The organism is Paenibacillus sp. P36 (genome assembly GCF_045866505.1).
GTDB lineage: Bacteria > Bacillota > Bacilli > Paenibacillales > NBRC-103111 > Paenibacillus_E > Paenibacillus_E chondroitinus.
Window position 1 is genome coordinate 205,001 of record NZ_AP038372.1, and the last position, 16,743, is coordinate 221,743.

At 47.1% G+C, this 16,743-nt stretch carries 16 protein-coding genes, 2 rRNA genes and 1 riboswitch (1 of these 19 running past the window's edge); of the genes, 14 read left to right on the top strand and 4 right to left on the bottom strand.

What is annotated here, in order from left to right:
* Together ACKTT9_RS00885 and rrf are read left to right on the top strand one after the other, a co-directional pair.
* Positions 1–2,552 (top strand): 23S ribosomal RNA (locus tag ACKTT9_RS00885) (it extends 366 nt beyond the left edge of the window).
* A gap of 69 nt (positions 2,553–2,621) precedes the next feature.
* A 5S ribosomal RNA gene (rrf, locus tag ACKTT9_RS00890) occupies positions 2,622–2,738 on the top strand.
* A 421-nt stretch (positions 2,739–3,159) separates the two neighbouring features.
* Here the strand turns inward: rrf and ACKTT9_RS00895 are convergent.
* Positions 3,160–3,687 carry a hypothetical protein gene (locus tag ACKTT9_RS00895; protein WP_407870172.1) on the bottom strand — a complete coding sequence of 176 codons (528 nt, stop codon included), beginning with the start codon at positions 3,685–3,687 and terminating at the stop codon, positions 3,160–3,162.
* Positions 3,688–3,820: 133 nt separating this feature from the next.
* On the opposite strand from ACKTT9_RS00895, the gene ACKTT9_RS00900 reads away from it, so the two are divergent.
* The 10 genes from ACKTT9_RS00900 (at position 3,821) to rsmI (ending at position 11,178) form a co-directional block, all read left to right on the top strand.
* The gene (locus ACKTT9_RS00900; protein ID WP_407870173.1) at positions 3,821–4,021 is read left to right on the top strand and encodes a sigma factor G inhibitor Gin; all 201 of its coding nucleotides are present in this window, start codon (positions 3,821–3,823) and stop codon (positions 4,019–4,021) included.
* A gap of 95 nt (positions 4,022–4,116) precedes the next feature.
* The gene (locus ACKTT9_RS00905; RefSeq protein ID WP_407870174.1) at positions 4,117–5,628 is read left to right on the top strand and encodes an aminotransferase class I/II-fold pyridoxal phosphate-dependent enzyme; all 1,512 of its coding nucleotides are present in this window, start codon (positions 4,117–4,119) and stop codon (positions 5,626–5,628) included.
* Between the two features lie 40 nt (positions 5,629–5,668).
* Positions 5,669–6,325: a dTMP kinase gene (gene tmk / locus ACKTT9_RS00910; RefSeq protein WP_181646447.1), complete on the top strand. Its 657-nt coding sequence runs from the start codon at positions 5,669–5,671 to the stop codon at positions 6,323–6,325.
* Between the two features lie 63 nt (positions 6,326–6,388).
* On the top strand, positions 6,389–6,718 hold the full coding sequence (locus ACKTT9_RS00915) for a cyclic-di-AMP receptor (protein WP_079417169.1): 330 nt from the start codon (positions 6,389–6,391) through the stop codon (positions 6,716–6,718).
* A gap of 33 nt (positions 6,719–6,751) precedes the next feature.
* On the top strand, positions 6,752–7,198 hold the full coding sequence (locus tag ACKTT9_RS00920; RefSeq protein WP_127457116.1) for a YaaR family protein: 447 nt from the start codon (positions 6,752–6,754) through the stop codon (positions 7,196–7,198).
* A gap of 16 nt (positions 7,199–7,214) precedes the next feature.
* Entirely contained in the window at positions 7,215–8,192 is a 978-nt protein-coding gene (gene holB, locus ACKTT9_RS00925) for a DNA polymerase III subunit delta' (protein ID WP_157324517.1), read from the top strand.
* A 1-nt stretch (position 8,193) separates the two neighbouring features.
* Positions 8,194–8,997: a stage 0 sporulation family protein gene (locus ACKTT9_RS00930; RefSeq protein ID WP_127457118.1), complete on the top strand. Its 804-nt coding sequence runs from the start codon at positions 8,194–8,196 to the stop codon at positions 8,995–8,997.
* 59 nt (positions 8,998–9,056) lie between these two features.
* Complete coding sequence (gene yabA / locus ACKTT9_RS00935) at positions 9,057–9,398, top strand: DNA replication initiation control protein YabA (protein WP_127457119.1); 342 nt, start codon at positions 9,057–9,059, stop codon at positions 9,396–9,398.
* Positions 9,399–9,480: 82 nt separating this feature from the next.
* Complete coding sequence (locus ACKTT9_RS00940) at positions 9,481–10,236, top strand: tRNA1(Val) (adenine(37)-N6)-methyltransferase (protein WP_407870175.1); 756 nt, start codon at positions 9,481–9,483, stop codon at positions 10,234–10,236.
* 54 nt (positions 10,237–10,290) lie between these two features.
* Entirely contained in the window at positions 10,291–11,178 is an 888-nt protein-coding gene (gene rsmI, locus ACKTT9_RS00945; protein ID WP_407870176.1) for a 16S rRNA (cytidine(1402)-2'-O)-methyltransferase, read from the top strand.
* Between the two features lie 169 nt (positions 11,179–11,347).
* On the opposite strand, the gene ACKTT9_RS00950 is transcribed toward rsmI, so the two are convergent.
* Positions 11,348–11,602, bottom strand: coding sequence for an AbrB/MazE/SpoVT family DNA-binding domain-containing protein (locus tag ACKTT9_RS00950; protein WP_127457122.1), 255 nt, complete (start codon positions 11,600–11,602; stop codon positions 11,348–11,350).
* Between the two features lie 372 nt (positions 11,603–11,974).
* Between ACKTT9_RS00950 and ACKTT9_RS00955 the strand changes: the two genes are divergently transcribed.
* Both ACKTT9_RS00955 and ACKTT9_RS00960 read left to right on the top strand, forming a co-directional pair.
* Entirely contained in the window at positions 11,975–13,252 is a 1,278-nt protein-coding gene (locus ACKTT9_RS00955) for an HD domain-containing protein (protein ID WP_127457123.1), read from the top strand.
* Between the two features lie 27 nt (positions 13,253–13,279).
* A complete protein-coding gene (locus ACKTT9_RS00960) occupies positions 13,280–14,047 on the top strand; it encodes a TatD family hydrolase (protein WP_127457124.1) in 768 nt (255 codons plus the stop codon).
* Here the strand turns inward: ACKTT9_RS00960 and ACKTT9_RS00965 are convergent.
* Both ACKTT9_RS00965 and ACKTT9_RS00970 read right to left on the bottom strand, forming a co-directional pair.
* On the bottom strand, positions 14,033–15,265 hold the full coding sequence (locus ACKTT9_RS00965) for an ABC transporter permease (RefSeq protein ID WP_407870177.1): 1,233 nt from the start codon (positions 15,263–15,265) through the stop codon (positions 14,033–14,035). The two genes, ACKTT9_RS00960 and ACKTT9_RS00965, sit on opposite strands and share 15 nt — an antisense overlap.
* Entirely contained in the window at positions 15,262–16,005 is a 744-nt protein-coding gene (locus ACKTT9_RS00970; RefSeq protein ID WP_407870178.1) for an ABC transporter ATP-binding protein, read from the bottom strand. Before ACKTT9_RS00970 ends, ACKTT9_RS00965 begins: the two co-directional genes overlap by 4 nt.
* A 282-nt stretch (positions 16,006–16,287) precedes the next feature.
* Positions 16,288–16,481, top strand: a riboswitch (cyclic di-AMP (ydaO/yuaA leader).
* Positions 16,482–16,743 lie beyond the last annotated feature (262 nt).

The window sequence follows — 16,743 nt, forward strand, 5'->3', positions numbered from 1 at the left end:
AAGCCCTGTAGCCCAAAATGAACGTATGCCTAGAGGTATCCTGAGTACGGCGGGTCACGTGAAACCCCGTCGGAATCCGGCAGGACCATCTGCCAAGGCTAAATACTCCCTAGTGACCGATAGTGAAGCAGTACCGTGAGGGAAAGGTGAAAAGCACCGCGGAAGCGGAGTGAAAAAGAACCTGAAACCGTGTGCTTACAAAAAGTCAGAGCGCTCTATATGCGTGATGGCGTGCCTTTTGTAGAATGAACCGGCGAGTTACGTTCCCGTGCGAGGTTAAGTCGAAGAGACGGAGCCGCAGCGAAAGCGAGTCTGAATAGGGCGCTTGAGTACGTGGACGTAGACCCGAAACCGTGTGATCTACCCCTGTCCAGGGTGAAGGTGAGGTAACACTCACTGGAGGCCCGAACCCACGAATGTTGAAAAATTCGGGGATGAGGTGGGGGTAGCGGAGAAATTCCAATCGAACTCGGAGATAGCTGGTTCTCCCCGAAATAGCTTTAGGGCTAGCCTCGGATGTGGAGTTGTGGAGGTAAAGCACTGATTGGGTGCGGGGCCCGCCAAGGGTTACCAAGTCCAGTCAAACTCTGAATGCCACAAACTTAAATCCGGGAGTCAGACAGTGAGTGCTAAGATCCATTGTCAAAAGGGAAACAGCCCAGACCATCAGCTAAGGTCCCCAAGTGTGTGTTAAGTGGGAAAGGATGTGGAGTTGCACAGACAACCAGGATGTTGGCTTAGAAGCAGCCACCATTGAAAGAGTGCGTAATAGCTCACTGGTCGAGTGACTCTGCGCCGAAAATGTAACGGGGCTAAACACGCCACCGAAGCTATGGCTTGCACTTAGTGCATGGGTAGGGGAGCGTTGTATGTACGTTGAATTCTGACCGTAAGGACAGGTGGAGCGCATACAAGTGAGAATGCCGGTATAAGTAACGAAAAGATCAGTGAGAATCTGATCCGCCGAAAACCTAAGGGTTCCTGAGGAAGGCTCGTCCGCTCAGGGTAAGTCGGGACCTAAGGCGAGGCCGAAAGGCGTAGTCGATGGACAACAGGTGGAAATTCCTGTACCACCGTAGCCGTTATGAGCAATGGAGTGACGCAGAAGGATAGTGACGCAGACTGATGGATGTCTGTCCAAGCAGTGAGGCTGATGTGTAGGCAAATCCGCACATCGTAAGGCTGGGCTGTGATGGGGAGGGAAACTTAAAGTACCGAAGGTCATGATTTCACACTGCCAAGAAAAGCTTCTAGCCAGGCGAAGGTGCCCGTACCGCAAACCGACACAGGTGGGTGAGAAGAGAATTCTAAGGCGCGCGGAAGAACTCTCGTTAAGGAACTCGGCAAAATGACCCCGTAACTTCGGGAGAAGGGGTGCCTCGGTAGGGTGAATAGCCCGAGGGGGCCGCAGTGAAAAGGCCCAAGCGACTGTTTAGCAAAAACACAGGTCTGTGCGAAGCCGCAAGGCGAAGTATACGGGCTGACGCCTGCCCGGTGCTGGAAGGTTAAGAGGAGTGGTTAGGGACCTCGGTTCCGAAGCTATGAATTGAAGCCCCAGTAAACGGCGGCCGTAACTATAACGGTCCTAAGGTAGCGAAATTCCTTGTCAGGTAAATTCTGACCCGCACGAATGGCGTAACGACTTGGGCGCTGTCTCAACGAGAGATCCGGTGAAATTTTAATACCTGTGAAGATGCAGGTTACCCGCGACAAGACGGAAAGACCCCATGGAGCTTTACTGCAGCTTGATATTGGACTTTGGTACGATCTGTACAGGATAGGTGGGAGCCTTTGAAGCCTGAGCGCCAGCTTGGGTGGAGGCGCCGTTGGGATACCACCCTGATCGTATCGGAGTTCTAACCTGGTACCGTGATCCGGTATGGGGACAGTGTCAGGTGGGCAGTTTGACTGGGGCGGTCGCCTCCTAAAATGTAACGGAGGCGTTTAAAGGTTCCCTCAGAATGGTTGGAAATCATTCGCAGAGTGCAAAGGCATAAGGGAGCTTGACTGCGAGACCTACAAGTCGAGCAGGGACGAAAGTCGGACTTAGTGATCCGGTGGTACCGAATGGAAGGGCCATCGCTCAACGGATAAAAGCTACCCTGGGGATAACAGGCTTATCTCCCCCAAGAGTCCACATCGACGGGGAGGTTTGGCACCTCGATGTCGGCTCATCGCATCCTGGGGCTGAAGTAGGTCCCAAGGGTTGGGCTGTTCGCCCATTAAAGCGGTACGCGAGCTGGGTTCAGAACGTCGTGAGACAGTTCGGTCCCTATCTGTCGCGGGCGTAGGAAATTTGAGAGGAGCTGTCCTTAGTACGAGAGGACCGGGATGGACGTACCGCTGGTGTACCAGTTGTCTCGCCAGAGGCACCGCTGGGTAGCTATGTACGGAGGGGATAAGCGCTGAAAGCATCTAAGCGCGAAGCCCCCCTCAAGATGAGATTTCCCAGTATGTAAGACCCCTTGTAGACGACGAGGTTGATAGGTTCGAGGTGGAAGTGCGGCAACGTATGCAGCTGACGAATACTAATCGGTCGAGGGCTTAACCAATAAACCTATAGTAGTTACTTTACGAAAGTTTCGTATCTAGTTTTCAAGGCGCAAACCACGCTTTGACTGTTTGGTGATGATGGCGGAGGGGACCCACGCGTTCCCATCTCGAACACGACCGTTAAGCCCTCCAGCGTCGATGGTACTTGAACCGCAGGGTTCTGGGAGAGTAGAACGTTGCCAAGCACAGAAGAAAAACCTTTTTGAGAGAAATCTCAGAAAGGTTTTTTTTGCATCTCTTACGACAACTCTAAGGTGAGATTCCCGAAAAGCGGTACAAGAGAACTGTAGACCGCTTATTGATCTGATTTGCACCTTTCAGAGCTTAAGTGGAACCACAGGCCCTTATTTGACTCTAACAGGCAGATTTTTAGCCAAAACAAACAAATAACGGTTCGTAGATCCCTTTAAGAGTCGAACGGCTCGATTTTATCACAAATAGCGGAATGTAATTCCCACATGCTCATCTCAGACCATTGCTGCAATTTGTGCAGGTAAATCCATCGAAAACGCCAGCACTTTTTACATTCAAGCCTGTTGGATAGCTTCTAACCATCAAAAAAACCTGCACTTTTTACAGTTACTGTAGAAAGTGCAGGCTTCCTTTTTATTGCAAGTAACAAGAAGTTTCTTTCTCAGAAATCTTCATTAAACCAGTTTTCCGATAAGGGTGGAACCGAAACAACATCCATAACCGCGGCATGAGCATCCAGATGTGAAAGATCATGAAATAAATCAACCAAGGAGCTGGAATCCAGGGATACAGGATCGTAATCAGGGACAGACCAATCCAGAACAGGTGGAGCTGTACTTTGCCTACTAGCTTAACCGACGCATGGCCATCCGGTAGCGAACCGCACCAGAAAATTCCCCATCGATAGGACCACCCTCTCATGGCCATTCCAATGGTGAATTGGAAATAAGCCCGAACAAGCAGTGTATGGAAAACAAGTAATAACGGATAGCTGACTAACATTGGAAGCCAGTTTGCGGGGTCGAATTTGAAGAATAAGGCCAAGGCGAGAATCAGGAAGTAAAGAATCCTTTTATACAAAGAATGATAAATGCGCTTCACTAAAGTATAACTATAAATAGTAGATTGTTTGGAGAGACTGGGTTCCTGTTTTGTTGACATGATGACCTCCGTAAGCCGGTTGACCTGATATAGAGGTAATATCGGCATTTTCCTTCCAAGATATGAGCGTTTAGCTAGTTTAGGAGAATCGAGATTCGGATATACTAGTAGTAAAAGTACATGGGGTGATCATATGGAGGAGAACCGAATTGGTATATGTATGATCTGTGAGCAGCAGCGAAGTGGCGGCATTCATATTATTACAGCTTTCATTTGTGATGAGTGCAGCGGTGAAATTGTCAAAACGAATGTGAATGATCAAAAATACCCATTCTTCGTAAATCAGATGAAAAAAGCTTTATACTTGGGGAACTCAAAACAATATATGAACTAATTGAGAGAAGCTTCTTTCTGGAAGCTTTTTTGTTTTTTATGCTTCAATCCACTACTATAAGGGTAGTAAGTAGAAAGTTCAAGGAGTCTATTCGCATGAGCAGCAATCACAATTCAGAGAAACAGCTCAAAGCACCGTTGTATGAGGCAATGGTAGCTCATCAAGCTAAAAATCCGGTAAGTCTGCATGTACCAGGCCACAAATCCGGTCAGGGGTTACTGGACGAAGGGGCACCCTTTTTTAAGCAAATAATGGCGATTGATTATACGGAAATATCAGGTCTGGATGATTTGCATCATGCAGAGGGTGTCATTCTGGAGGCGGAACAGTTAGCCGCAGCCTGCTTTGGTGCAGAGGAATCCCACTTCCTCATTGGTGGCAGTACGGTCGGGAATATCGCCATGATTGCAGCCGTCTGTGAGCGAGGTGATGTCATTCTTGTCCAAAGAAATGTACATAAATCAGTTATTCACGGATTGATGTTGGCAGGGGCGAGAGCTGTGTTCATTTCACCTTCCATCGATCCGCAAACGGGTGTTGCCACAAGCGTACATATTGAAGCTGTGAAACAAGCGTTGCAGCAATATCCGGAGGCTAAAGCTTTATTTTTGACCAATCCCAATTATTACGGCATGGGCGTTCATTTAACACCTTTTGCTGAGTTGATGCATGCACAGGGGAAGATGCTTTTGGTGGATGAGGCACATGGTGCTCACTACGGATTTCATCCGGACGTGCCGGCCTCTGCGCTGTCGCAGGGAGCGGACGCAGTCGTGCAGTCTACGCATAAAATGCTTACCGCGATGACGATGGGAGCCATGCTTCATTTGAAGGGTCCGCGTATGAATAGGGAGGCGATTCGTCGGCTTTTGGGAATGCTGCAGAGCTCAAGCCCTTCGTATCCGATCATGGCATCGTTAGATTTGGCGAGAAAAAGAATGCATACGGAAGGGGAAGCCTGGTTGTCGGAGGGGATTACGCTTGTTAAAGAATTTAGATCCCTGCTAGACGAAATGAACCGATTTGATTACTTTCCTAAGGAATTTCCGTTATCTAGAAGCGAAGGATATGAGACGGCGGATCCCTTTAAAGTGGCCATTTGTGATGCGACACAAACTTTAAGTGCGGCAGAGCTCAAGGAGAGATTAGAGGAGCAGGGCATTTACGTAGAAATGACGGATGGCCGACATGTGCTGCTTGTTTTCACTCCTGCTACGAGTCGAGCGGATTTAGAAAGGGTTATCGACGTGTTAACCAACATTTGTTTGGACGTTCCAGCACAAAAGAAGGAACTTCATGCGCCTATCTCGAATATACTTAAATTACCCTACTACACACAAATCTCTTCACCAATTGTTTTTGATCTGAGAGACATCTCAAGAGAAGGGCGGGAAGTGGGAGCTTATCGACAGGTAAGCATGGAGGATGCGGTTGGCAAGCGTTCTGCGGATATGGTGATCCCGTATCCACCAGGAATTCCTTATCTATACCCGGGTGAAGTTATTACGGATACCGTGGCTGAGGCTTTACTACAATTAGCGGCAAACGGAATTAGGTTTCAAGGTACGGAATTTGGTCAGACACACAAGTTAAAGATATACACATAAACTATTATATGGACTGGTAAAGCAGCACGCAGGAGGAAGAGTGAACGGAATTTTCATTACTTTTGAAGGACCGGACGGTTCCGGAAAAACGACACAGCTCAAGAAATTAGGTGAAGAGCTTAAGAAATTAGGACATGATGTTCTGGTGACGAGAGAACCAGGGGGAACAGCAATCAGCGATAAGATTCGCAGTATTATTCTTGATCCTGTGAATGCAGAAATGGTCGATCAAGCGGAAGTGCTGCTATACGCGGCATCCCGAGCGCAGCATGTGCATCAGTTGATTTTGCCGGCGTTAGAAGCTGGGCGCATCGTCTTGTGCGATCGTTTCATTGATGCAAGCGTTGCGTATCAGGGATACGGACTAGGCTTGGATGTAGAGCAAGTCAAAGCTATTTCACGCTATGCAAGCTCGGGCTTACAAGCAACTCGAACATTCATTCTGGATGTTCCCGTAGAAGTCAGTATGGCGCGATTGCATCAAAGAGCCTCAGGCGCAACAACCGCAGCGGAGCAGCTGGATCGCATCGAACAGAAACATGTGGATTACCACAGCCGGGTAAGGGAAGGATTCCACCAGATCGCATCCGATCATCCTGAGCGTGTAAGAGTGATTGACGCTAACCGCAGTGTAGAGGAGATTGCAGCAGATATTTGGAGTCAGTGTAACCGTTTGCTTGAGGAACATTTTGCTTAGGAACATTTTTCCGTGAGAAGCAGAAAATCCATTCTTAGTTTATAATAAGAGGAGGCAACCCCTATGAAACTAGTCGTAGCTGTTGTACAAGATAAGGACAGTAACCGTCTCTCCAATGCGTTAATTAAAGAAGGTTTTCGCGCAACGAAGCTGGCAAGTACAGGCGGTTTTCTACGCGCAGGAAATACAACTTTCATGATCGGTACGGAAGATGAGAGAGTGCAAGAGGTTATGCAGGTCATTCGCGCCAATTGCAAAATTCGGGAACAGCTTGTTACACCGGTTTCTCCAATGGGAGGAACGACAGATTCTTATATTCCATTCCCAGTGGAAGTCCAAGTGGGTGGAGCCGCGGTATTCGTATTGCCGGTTGAACGCTTCGAGCATTACTAAATTATAGATGACCTAAATAAGGATGGATGCGTCTTGAAAATTAATCCGGGGTGGCAGCCCATTGGTAAGAACGTCAAAGTGAATGAGAACGTACCGCCGCCACAGATGGCCCCCCGGAATTTCTCTGACATTATGCAGCAGCAGGATGAGAAATTTACGCAGGAGCAATTGTCCAAAATGGTGCAGCAGATTACGCTGCAAGGCGACCGTCTTTCACGGGCGATGACCGTAAGAGAGCTTCTCCAGTACAAATTGTTGATTAAGCAATTCCTGGAGGAGACGGCTCGCCGAGGTGTCAATTTACGAGATACGAAGGGCTGGGATCGTCGCGGCCGTTCGAAGCGATATAAGCTTTTGGAAGAAATCGATCAAGAGCTCCTCTCGTTAGCGGATGAATTGCTGGAGAGCGAGCAGGGGCGTATTGAGATTTTGCAAAAAATCGGAGAAATCCGCGGTATGTTGATTAACTTGTTATTTTAGGATGGTGCCATAACGAATGTCCTTCCAGACCATACCGGGGCAAGCAGCGGCAAAGCAACTTCTGCAGAACGGGCTGCGACAAGACAAGCTGTCACACGCCTATATATTTAGCGGGCCTGTGGGGACAGGGCGTTCCGAAATGGCGATAGCCTTGGCGAAAGCGATTTATTGTCAGAACGGAACGGATGACGCTTGCGGTGAATGCTTGGAGTGCCGTAAAGTGGAGCACAGCAATCATCCCGATCTGCATATCGTTGCACCTGAAGGGGCCTCAATCAAGATTGAGCAAATTCGGGAGCTTCAGAAGGAATTTGCTTACCGTGCGACAGCTTCCGGCACGAAAATATATATTCTGCACCATGCAGAGAAAATGACTGTACAGGCAGCAAATAGCCTTTTGAAATTTCTAGAAGAACCAACTTCCAGGGTCGTGGCTATTCTCATCACCGAGAATGGAAATGCCTTATTACCAACGATTCAGTCGAGAGCACAGTGGATTCAATTCACTCCGATGGCGCGTGAGCAGATGGTGTTGACGCTGCTCGAAGAAGGATTTCCAGCTGCTCTTGTGCAGCCTGCAGCACATTTAACGGCAGGATTACAAGCGGCCAGGGAGTTAATCGGAGCGAATTGGTTTGCAGAAATGAGAACCGTAATGTTACAATTAGCGAAGGAGACGCTCACACGTTTTCCTACTTCTATGATTACGGTTCAGCAACGAATTGTGAAATCAGAACTTGCAGAACACATGTCGAGTCTTTTCGACTTGTTGATTCTCTGGTTTAAAGATATGGTGCAACTGCGCCTTGAGCGCAGGGACAGGCTTGTATATAATGACCAGCTAGACTGGATGAGCTCTCTGGCGTTAAGCCGGGATGTCTCAGTCTGGGTGCGTATGATGGAGCAAGCCGTAGATTTACAAAAGCGACTGCGCTTCAACGCCAACTCTCAGCTGGTTATAGAGAAAATGCTCGTGGAGATGCAGGGGGTGTAAGATGTATTCGGTTGTAGGCGTCCGCTTCAAAAAAGCGGGTAAAATATATTATTTTGACCCAATCGATTTGCCGATTGAGCAAGAAAGTGCCGTTATTGTTGAAACCGCTCGCGGTGTGGAATACGGCAAGGTTGTAGTGGGCAAGAAGATTGTCAAAGAAAATGATGTCGTTCTTCCACTCAAAAAGGTCATTCGCATCGCGGATGATTCGGATGCTGATTTGGTTGAAGAGAATAAAAAAGCAGCCAAAGATGCCTTCCAAACGTGCCACGACAAGATCAGAGATCATAGTCTTAAGATGAAGCTTGTGGACGTAGAGTATACCTTTGACCGCAATAAAATTATTTTTTATTTTACAGCCGAGGGGCGCGTTGATTTTCGGGAACTCGTGAAAGATTTGGCGAGCATTTTCCGGACAAGAATCGAACTGCGTCAAATTGGTGTGCGGGACGAAGCGAAGATGTTAGGCGGTATTGGTCCGTGTGGGCGGATTTTATGTTGTTCATCGTTTTTAGGTGATTTTGAGCCGGTATCGATCAAGATGGCCAAAGATCAGAATTTATCGCTGAATCCGACGAAGATTTCGGGTTTATGCGGTCGGTTAATGTGCTGCTTGAAGTACGAGCATGATAATTATGAAAGTGCGAAGGATTCTCTGCCAACCGTTGGAAGGCATGTGATCACTTCTTTTGGTAATGGTAAGGTACTAGGGTTAAATATCAGTGAGCGTACCGCGAAGGTTCAATTATTCGACCTTGGTAAAGCACTTGATTTACCTTTCGATGATGTAGTTGAACAAGAGTAGCGGCAAAGGATCCAAGGAGGCGCTGGCCAGTAAGCATGCATGGCACTAGAGGTGAAAGCGTGGATAAACAGGATATTTTTGGACAAATAGATGGGATCGAAGAACGAATGGGTGCCACTTATGCCGAGTTGGGTGCCTTAAAGAAACAAATCATTATACTCATCGAAGAAAATAAGAGACTAAGCATAGAAAATCAGCAACTGCGCAAGTTGATTCGACAAGAGGAAACGACGGTCGAACAGCCTGTCGGAGAGGCGGAGGAAACGGTTTCGTTACCGGGAGCCGGATATGATAATTTGACCCGCTTGTACAATGAAGGATTTCACATATGTAATGTGTATTATGGACACCTTCGGACTGAGGGAGATTGTTTGTTTTGCTTATCCTTTTTAAATAAATAAGTGTGTTTGACCGTAGGGGTTTATGCCTTACGGTTTTTTTCCATAGATGAGCTAGGACTAGAAAGGAAATGAAGAACAGCGTATGGTGCCTTTACGACCGACTGAAAGAATTGACGATTTATTAACGTATGATTTAAAAATAATTCAAAGCGAGGAAGTGTTCAGCTTTTCGATGGATGCTGTCCTGCTTGGCCGATTTTGCAGTTTGCCGCCGAAGGGGCGGGTTATCGACTTATGTACAGGCAACGGTGTCGTGCCGCTGCTCTTATCTACTCGAACTAAGGCAGATATCTGGGGCGTAGAAATCCAGGAGCGCCTTGCGGATATGGCGGTTCGAAACGCCTTGCTGAATGATTTGGGTGAAAGGCTGCATATGATACAAGGCGATTTAAAGACCATTCATGGCACTTTAGGCCACGGCCAATTCGATGCTGTAACGGTGAATCCGCCTTATCTGCCTGTGCCGAATGGGGAACAGAATGTGAATGAGCATTTTGCGGCAGCGCGTCATGAAATCCACTGTAACTTGGAAGATGTGATAGCTGCATGTGCGAAGCTGGTCAAAGCAGGCGGTAAAGTGGCCATGGTTCACCGGGCAACACGATTGGTGGATATTATCAGTTTAATGAGGAGCTACCGTCTGGAGCCGAAAAGAATTCGTTACGTGCACGCACGCGCTGGGGAAGAGGCGATGATGGTGCTGATCGAGGGAATGAAAGATGGCAAGCCGGAAATTCGCACACTGCCTCCACTTATCGTGTATGACGAGAACCAGGAGTACTGTAAGGAATTGAAGGAAATTTATTACGGGGGCAGAGCTTCCTTGGAGTTTTCATAAAAATAAATAATAGGGTATATGGAAGCATATGACTAAAGTGAAGAGGGACAAACCGTGGGCTTAAATGTGCAAAAAAGTTATCGCGAGGATGGAAATAGCTCGGGCACGCTCTACCTGGTTGCCACACCGATCGGCAACCTCGAAGACATGACCTTTCGGGCGATTCGCATCCTGAAGGAAGTGAACCTGATTGCCGCCGAAGATACGCGGCAAACCCGCAAGCTGCTGACGCACTTCGAAATCGCTACGCGAATCGTCAGCTATCACGAACACAACAAGCAGGCAAGCGGCCCCGAACTCGTCCGCTTGCTGCTTGAAGGGCAGAGCATCGCGCTAGTCAGCGATGCGGGACTGCCGGCCATCTCCGATCCAGGTTATGACCTGGTGAGGATGGCCGTAGAGCAAGGCGCGCCGGTGGTGCCTGTCCCCGGCGCGAATGCGGCCTTGTCGGCGCTGATTGCATCAGGCCTGCCGACAGAGCGGTTTGCCTTCGTCGGATTTCTCCCCCGGGAGAAAAAGGATCAGACGAAGGTGCTCGAAGGGCTGCAGCACGTGCAGGACACGCTGCTGTTCTATGAATCGCCGCACCGCGTCGACAAAACACTTGCCCGCATGGCGGAAGTGTGGGGGCCGGAGCGCCGGGTTTGTCTCGCCCGCGAGCTGACGAAGCGGTACGAGGAGTTTGTACGGGGCACGATTGCTGAGTGCCTCGAGCATCTCGCGCAGCACCCGCCGCAGGGCGAATACTGCGTGATCGCCGAAGGCGCGTCGGCAGAGAGCGCCAAAGAAGCCGCCGACGGTTGGTGGGAGGCGATGTCGCTAGGCGAGCATGTCGAGCACTATGAGGGGCAGGGCAGCGACCGGAAGGAAGCGATGAAGCAGGTTGCGAGCGATCGCGGCCTATCCAAGCGGGATGTTTACAACGCATTGCTTGAGCGCTAAGCGCTCAGGCGGTGTAACGTGTTGGCTGACTATAGCGCTGCGGAAAAGTCCAGACAAAAAAAGATCTCTAATCCGTGGCCGAAGCCAACAAATTAGAGATTAGAGGAGATATGAAAAAGGTTAGAATTACCAATAGGATAAGTGCTACTTCTATTATATACTATTTTTCTTATTTTGTCACAGGTGTTGGCATTTCCGCTAAACAAATATGACAAACAATTTTTCCCTTAAAGTAAGAGACGCCTTCAGCGTTGCCACAGAAGATACAAGCAGGCTCATATTTCTTAAGCATGATACGCTCGCCATCTACATAAATTTCAAGGGCGTCTTTCTCGCCAATTCCAAGTGTACGGCGAAGTTCAATTGGAATAACAACACGCCCCAATTCGTCAACTTTTCTTACAATGCCCGTAGATTTCATCATATATATAAACCCCTTTCGATTTTATAAAAATTTTATCAATATCGTCATGTTTCGACATATCTCTTAAACTAATGATACCAACCATTCCCAAAATAGTCAACCATATTTTCGCTAGTTTGGGCGCGTAGACAATAATTTTTTGAAATCTGATCACAACTGAAAAGAGAGGAAAAGCCAAGTAGAATAAGGATTTGTAAATAATATATTACTATTTGATGTGAGAAAAGGTGGATTTAGCCAATTCATTTAAGTGGATGAAAGCAATGAAAAATTGGGATTAGTAAATTCGACAAATTACGACATACATGTCGATATGATGGTGTGAAATGTCGAAAAGATGTAGAATTTTAATAAAGAGAGGTTGTGATTGCAATGAAGGAAGAGAAGGTTTTTAAAGATCCCGTTCATAAATACATTTACGTGCAGGATAACACGATCTGGGATTTGATTAATACGCGAGAGTTCCAGAGGCTGCGTCGCATCCGGCAATTAGGAACCTCTTATTTAACTTTTCATGGTGCCGAGCATAGCCGTTTCTCGCATTCGCTCGGTGTGTACGAGATCACGCGCAAAATTATTTCTCAATTCGAACGCAATCAATATGAAGATTGGCCGAAGGAAGAGCGTCTGATCTGTCTGTGTGCGGCGCTATTGCACGATTTGGGGCATGGACCTTTCTCCCATTCTATTGAGAAGGCTTTTGGAACCCGACATGAGGATTGGTCTTGTAAAATCGTGCTGGGCGATACGGAGGTCAATAAAGTTTTGAGCCGGGTCTCGCCTGATTTCCCCAAAAAAGTGGCGGGGGTCATTTGCAAATCCTACAATGAAGAAATTGTTGTAAGCCTGGTGTCGTCTCAATTGGACGCCGATCGGATGGATTACCTGTTAAGAGACGCCTATTTTACGGGTGTTAATTACGGGACGTTCGATCTGGAACGTATTCTCCGAGTTATTCGGCCCTATCGAGGGCATATTGTCGTTAAAGAAAGCGGTATGCATGCTGTAGAAGATTATCTTATGTCACGCTATCAGATGTATTGGCAGGTCTATTTCCATCCGGTAACGCGGAGCGCGGAAATTCTGCTGCACAAAATCTTTGCGCGCGCCAAACATTTATATGAAGATAACTATACATTTGGCTTTATGACGGATCCAATTCTGCACCTGATTCAGAATAAGATTTCACTTGAAGATTATTTGCTTCTGGATGAATCCGTGATGCAGGCGATGCTAACTTTTTGGATGAGCGAAAAGGATCCTATCCTTGCTGATATGTGTAAGCGATTCTTAGACCGTAAATTGTATAAATACAGTACTTTTGACGAGTCGAACCAGCGTATGATTCAGCTTATGGAGAAAGTCATGGCCGAGGTTGGGCTCGATCCAATCTATTACATGGAAATTGATTTTCCGTCGAATCAATCCTATGATGTGTACAGGCCGGGAGAGACGGAGGATAATTTGCCGATTCTGCTTTTGGATCATAAAGAGACGCTGACCGAAATCACTCACCGCTCGGAAATCGTGCAGTCGATTAGCGGCTTTCAAATGGGTAAACATCATGTCTATTACCCCGAGGAGTTGCTTGAGCGTCTGAATGCTTCTGAATATCCTGAGCTTTGGGAGATGCTAGGCGAGCAGGAATAATACATAAGAGGAAGTAAGGAGAAGAACATGCTGACAGACTCACATACTCATTTGAATGCGGAACAATTTCAGGAAGATCAGGACGAGGTTATACAACGTGCTCGTGAAGCCGGTGTTACTAGAATGGTGAATGTTGGCTTTAACCGGGAAACAATTCCTAGTTCAATAGCTCTTGCTGAAAAATACGATTTTATCTATACAACAGTAGGTTGGCACCCTGTAGATGCGATTGATATGATGCCGGGGGATTTGGAATGGATCGAATCGCTGTGTCAGCACGAAAAAGTGGTGGCAATCGGAGAAATCGGGCTTGATTACTATTGGGATAAATCGCCTAAAGATGTACAGCAGCGTGTTTTTCGGGAGCAAATCAGGCTGGCGCGAAAGCTTCAAATGCCGATTGTGATTCATAACCGAGATGCGCATCAGGATATTTTGACTATTTTAAAAGAGGAGAAAGCAGCTGAAGTTGGGGGGATCATGCATTGCTTTTCGGGGAGCTGGGAGACGGCCAAGCAGTGTTTGGATATGAATTTCCATATTTCCTTCGGAGGCCCTGTCACTTTCAAAAATGCAAAGCAGCCCAAGGAAGTGCTGGCGCAGGTTCCTTTGGACCGCTTACTCATCGAGACGGATGCTCCTTATTTGACCCCGCATCCTTTCCGCGGCAAGCGCAATGAATCGGCTTATGTTCGGTTGGTTGCCGAAACGGCCGCGGAAATCAAGGGGATAAGTCTGGAAGAACTTGCAGAAATAACGACAAACAACGCCATTGCCTTGTTAGGTCTCAAGTAAAGCATTTTTTGCAAATTTTCGTCGTAGAAAAACTCCGCAGCTGAGTGAGATAAAGAGGAAGCCGATCAGCGGCACGACAATGTAGATGAGTGAAGATCGAATCATGAACGGAATCGAAAGCATACATAATTCTAGCAGCAAGGCTGACCAAATGATGAAGGCTAGCGAGCCGGCTTTCAACTGACGGTTAAGCGGGTACATGTCGAGCCAAAAGGTATAGCGGTGTGAACGCTCAAGTGGCGTTAGTTGAACCATGGAAATGATCAAAGCGATAAAGAAGATGAGCAGTCTCGCTGTGCTGCTGCTTGAAACGGCAATGGCTAATGTGCCTAGTAAGGATATACGTAGGACAATCGCGAATAGCTCCGTACGTAGAAATGTTTTCATATATATGTAGAGATAGGCAGCATCCTGTTTAAAAGGAATAAATCTTGTGACCCCGCTGATCCAGCTTCGGCGGGCTATTCGCGTTCCCAATTGCGGGACATCCACGAACCAGTTGAAAAAGGCATAAAGTCGTGCTTGCTGCTGCCTTTCCTTCGCAATGAGATAATCCCATCCGATGTAGTATTTGGATACGTAATGCGTAGCAGTTAACCAAGCCAGAGTAAGGACAAGAGCAGCTCCGCTTGCCCAGAGGACGCTTGTCAGAAATTGCAGAGAAATCAGCACGGCTGTTGCCAGCCAGCGGAAGCTAACGGAAACTCTTCTTGCGCGCTCATGAGTGAATCGGCTTTCTTGCCAGCTGGCCAATAAATTGCCTACCTTCATTAATAGAAGCAAGGCAAGCATCCATAAGAAATGCTGCTCATCGCGGCCAAGGCAGTGATGATACAAGGGCCATAGGACGACCCATGCCAGAAATGTCCAGAAGGCTTGCAGCACTAAGCTGTACATGAATCCGCCGCGGAAGTAAGGACCCATCTGATGTTCAACGCGCAGTAGAAACATACGGTCTGCGCTTCTGGCTAACGTGCGAATGGGGCTTGAGGCTAACAAAGGTACCAGCAGCAAAAGGACGATCCACAGATAAGGATAATCTGTCGGAAGGCGCTGTAGTATTTTTGCATAATAATAGGAAGAAAGGATGACAAGAAATAGCAGGAAGCCAAAAAAATTGCTGCGCGCTGCATACTGCAGGTAACCCATGGATTCCTTCATATAATGTTCAAATCTCTTCTGCCATAGGGCACGGGTATCCATGTCCATCGCCTTCATACCAATTCTCCTTTTACAAGCTTATAAAAGATGTCGTCCAATGACGCTTGCTGGAGTCCTGTCTGCTGACGTAATTCGACTAAATCGCCTTGGGCGACCATATGTCCTTTGTGCAGGACGACATAGTTATCGCAATATTTTTCAATCGTAGACAAAATATGCGAGGATATGAGAAATGACGCGCCGCGTCGCTTCATTTTGACCATCAACTCGAGCAATGAGCGGATGGCTAGCGGATCGAGCCCGAGAAAAGGCTCGTCAATGATGTAGAGAGAAGGTTCGATCAGGAATGCATTCATGATCATGACCTTTTGCTTCATCCCTTTGGATAAATGGCTTGCGAAAGACTTGAGCTTGTCCTGCATGTGGAACTGCTCGAGCAGCGCTTGTGAGCGGGAGAGATAGTCATCCTTCGTTAAGCCGTAAGCCATGGCAGTTAACTCCAGATGCTCACGAATCGTAAGCTCTTCATATAGCTCTGGACTTTCAGGCACATAAGCGTAAGTGGCACGGTAAGGCAGCGGATCTTCGGCCAGCGTCAAACCGTTAATTTTTATAGAACCCCTTTGTGGTTGAAGCAGTCCAAGGATGTTCTTGATGGTCGTACTTTTTCCTGCGCCGTTCAAACCAATTAATCCCATCATTTCACCTTGACGGATGGAAAATGTGAGGTCGTGAAGAACGGGTTTATTTGGTAAATATCCCCCGAATAAAGCGTCAACTTGTAATATGGGACCCATCTCAGTGCCTCCCTAAATAGCTAATTATTGGAATTTATATACGTGTTTCATACCTGATAATTATAAACAAATTTAGTTTCGAAGCCTAGTTTAAGAGTGAAAACACGAAGAAACTTAGTATTCGTACGTTATAATGAGTTAAATGTAGATAAAAGGTGGTTTTATTTCGAAAATAAGCTATTTTTAATCGATTTAGCCCTTTTTAGTAGGTGTTAATCCCTTTACAGGCAGAGATTAACAGCGTAATATACTTTTCATAATAACTTAATAACCAATTTGCCATTTTTCCATTCGCTGAGTTCCAATTATGGGAACGGGGGAACCACTGTTAGCTTATAAAGCGGCATCGCTGACGAAGTGAACAGAGTGAGTAACAGGGGTGAATCTTGGACGTTGAACGGAAGTTTACGTCTGAGTAGGGCGACTCTCACGTCCGAATCCGTCAGCTAACCTCGTAAGCGTAAGAGAGGTAACGATTGTCGTGCGTGCTATTTGTGTATTTTTACTATGCAAACTAAGCCAGCGAGAAGAGTCCTCTTCTTGCTGGCTTTTTGTCCCCATAAGGACCTTTAACTGTTTCGGACGACTAATCGTAACCCGGAATTCATAGGATGATGAATAGCAAAGCGGGGTGGGACGACCAGAACGCAGTTGTTTCCAAACAACTGCCGATGGACGACACGTTAAGTTAAATTAAAAACCTTAGTCGCGTCAAATTTAATCATGCTGTAACCTGGC

Excerpts from the sequence above, each read along its gene's own strand:
- ACKTT9_RS00930 (WP_127457118.1), top strand. The coding sequence starts at position 8,194 with ATGTATTCGGTTGTAGGCGTCCGCTTCAAAAAAGCGGGTAAAATATAT.
- ACKTT9_RS00915 (WP_079417169.1), top strand. The coding sequence starts at position 6,389 with ATGAAACTAGTCGTAGCTGTTGTACAAGATAAGGACAGTAACCGTCTC.
- ACKTT9_RS00905 (WP_407870174.1), top strand. The coding sequence starts at position 4,117 with ATGAGCAGCAATCACAATTCAGAGAAACAGCTCAAAGCACCGTTGTAT.
- ACKTT9_RS00900 (WP_407870173.1), top strand. The coding sequence starts at position 3,821 with ATGGAGGAGAACCGAATTGGTATATGTATGATCTGTGAGCAGCAGCGA.
- ACKTT9_RS00950 (WP_127457122.1), bottom strand. The coding sequence starts at position 11,602 with ATGATGAAATCTACGGGCATTGTAAGAAAAGTTGACGAATTGGGGCGT.
- ACKTT9_RS00970 (WP_407870178.1), bottom strand. The coding sequence starts at position 16,005 with ATGGGTCCCATATTACAAGTTGACGCTTTATTCGGGGGATATTTACCA.
- holB (WP_157324517.1), top strand. The coding sequence starts at position 7,215 with ATGTCCTTCCAGACCATACCGGGGCAAGCAGCGGCAAAGCAACTTCTG.
- ACKTT9_RS00960 (WP_127457124.1), top strand. The coding sequence starts at position 13,280 with ATGCTGACAGACTCACATACTCATTTGAATGCGGAACAATTTCAGGAA.
- ACKTT9_RS00965 (WP_407870177.1), bottom strand. The coding sequence starts at position 15,265 with ATGAAGGCGATGGACATGGATACCCGTGCCCTATGGCAGAAGAGATTT.
- ACKTT9_RS00955 (WP_127457123.1), top strand. The coding sequence starts at position 11,975 with ATGAAGGAAGAGAAGGTTTTTAAAGATCCCGTTCATAAATACATTTAC.
- ACKTT9_RS00940 (WP_407870175.1), top strand. The coding sequence starts at position 9,481 with ATGGTGCCTTTACGACCGACTGAAAGAATTGACGATTTATTAACGTAT.
- ACKTT9_RS00895 (WP_407870172.1), bottom strand. The coding sequence starts at position 3,687 with ATGTCAACAAAACAGGAACCCAGTCTCTCCAAACAATCTACTATTTAT.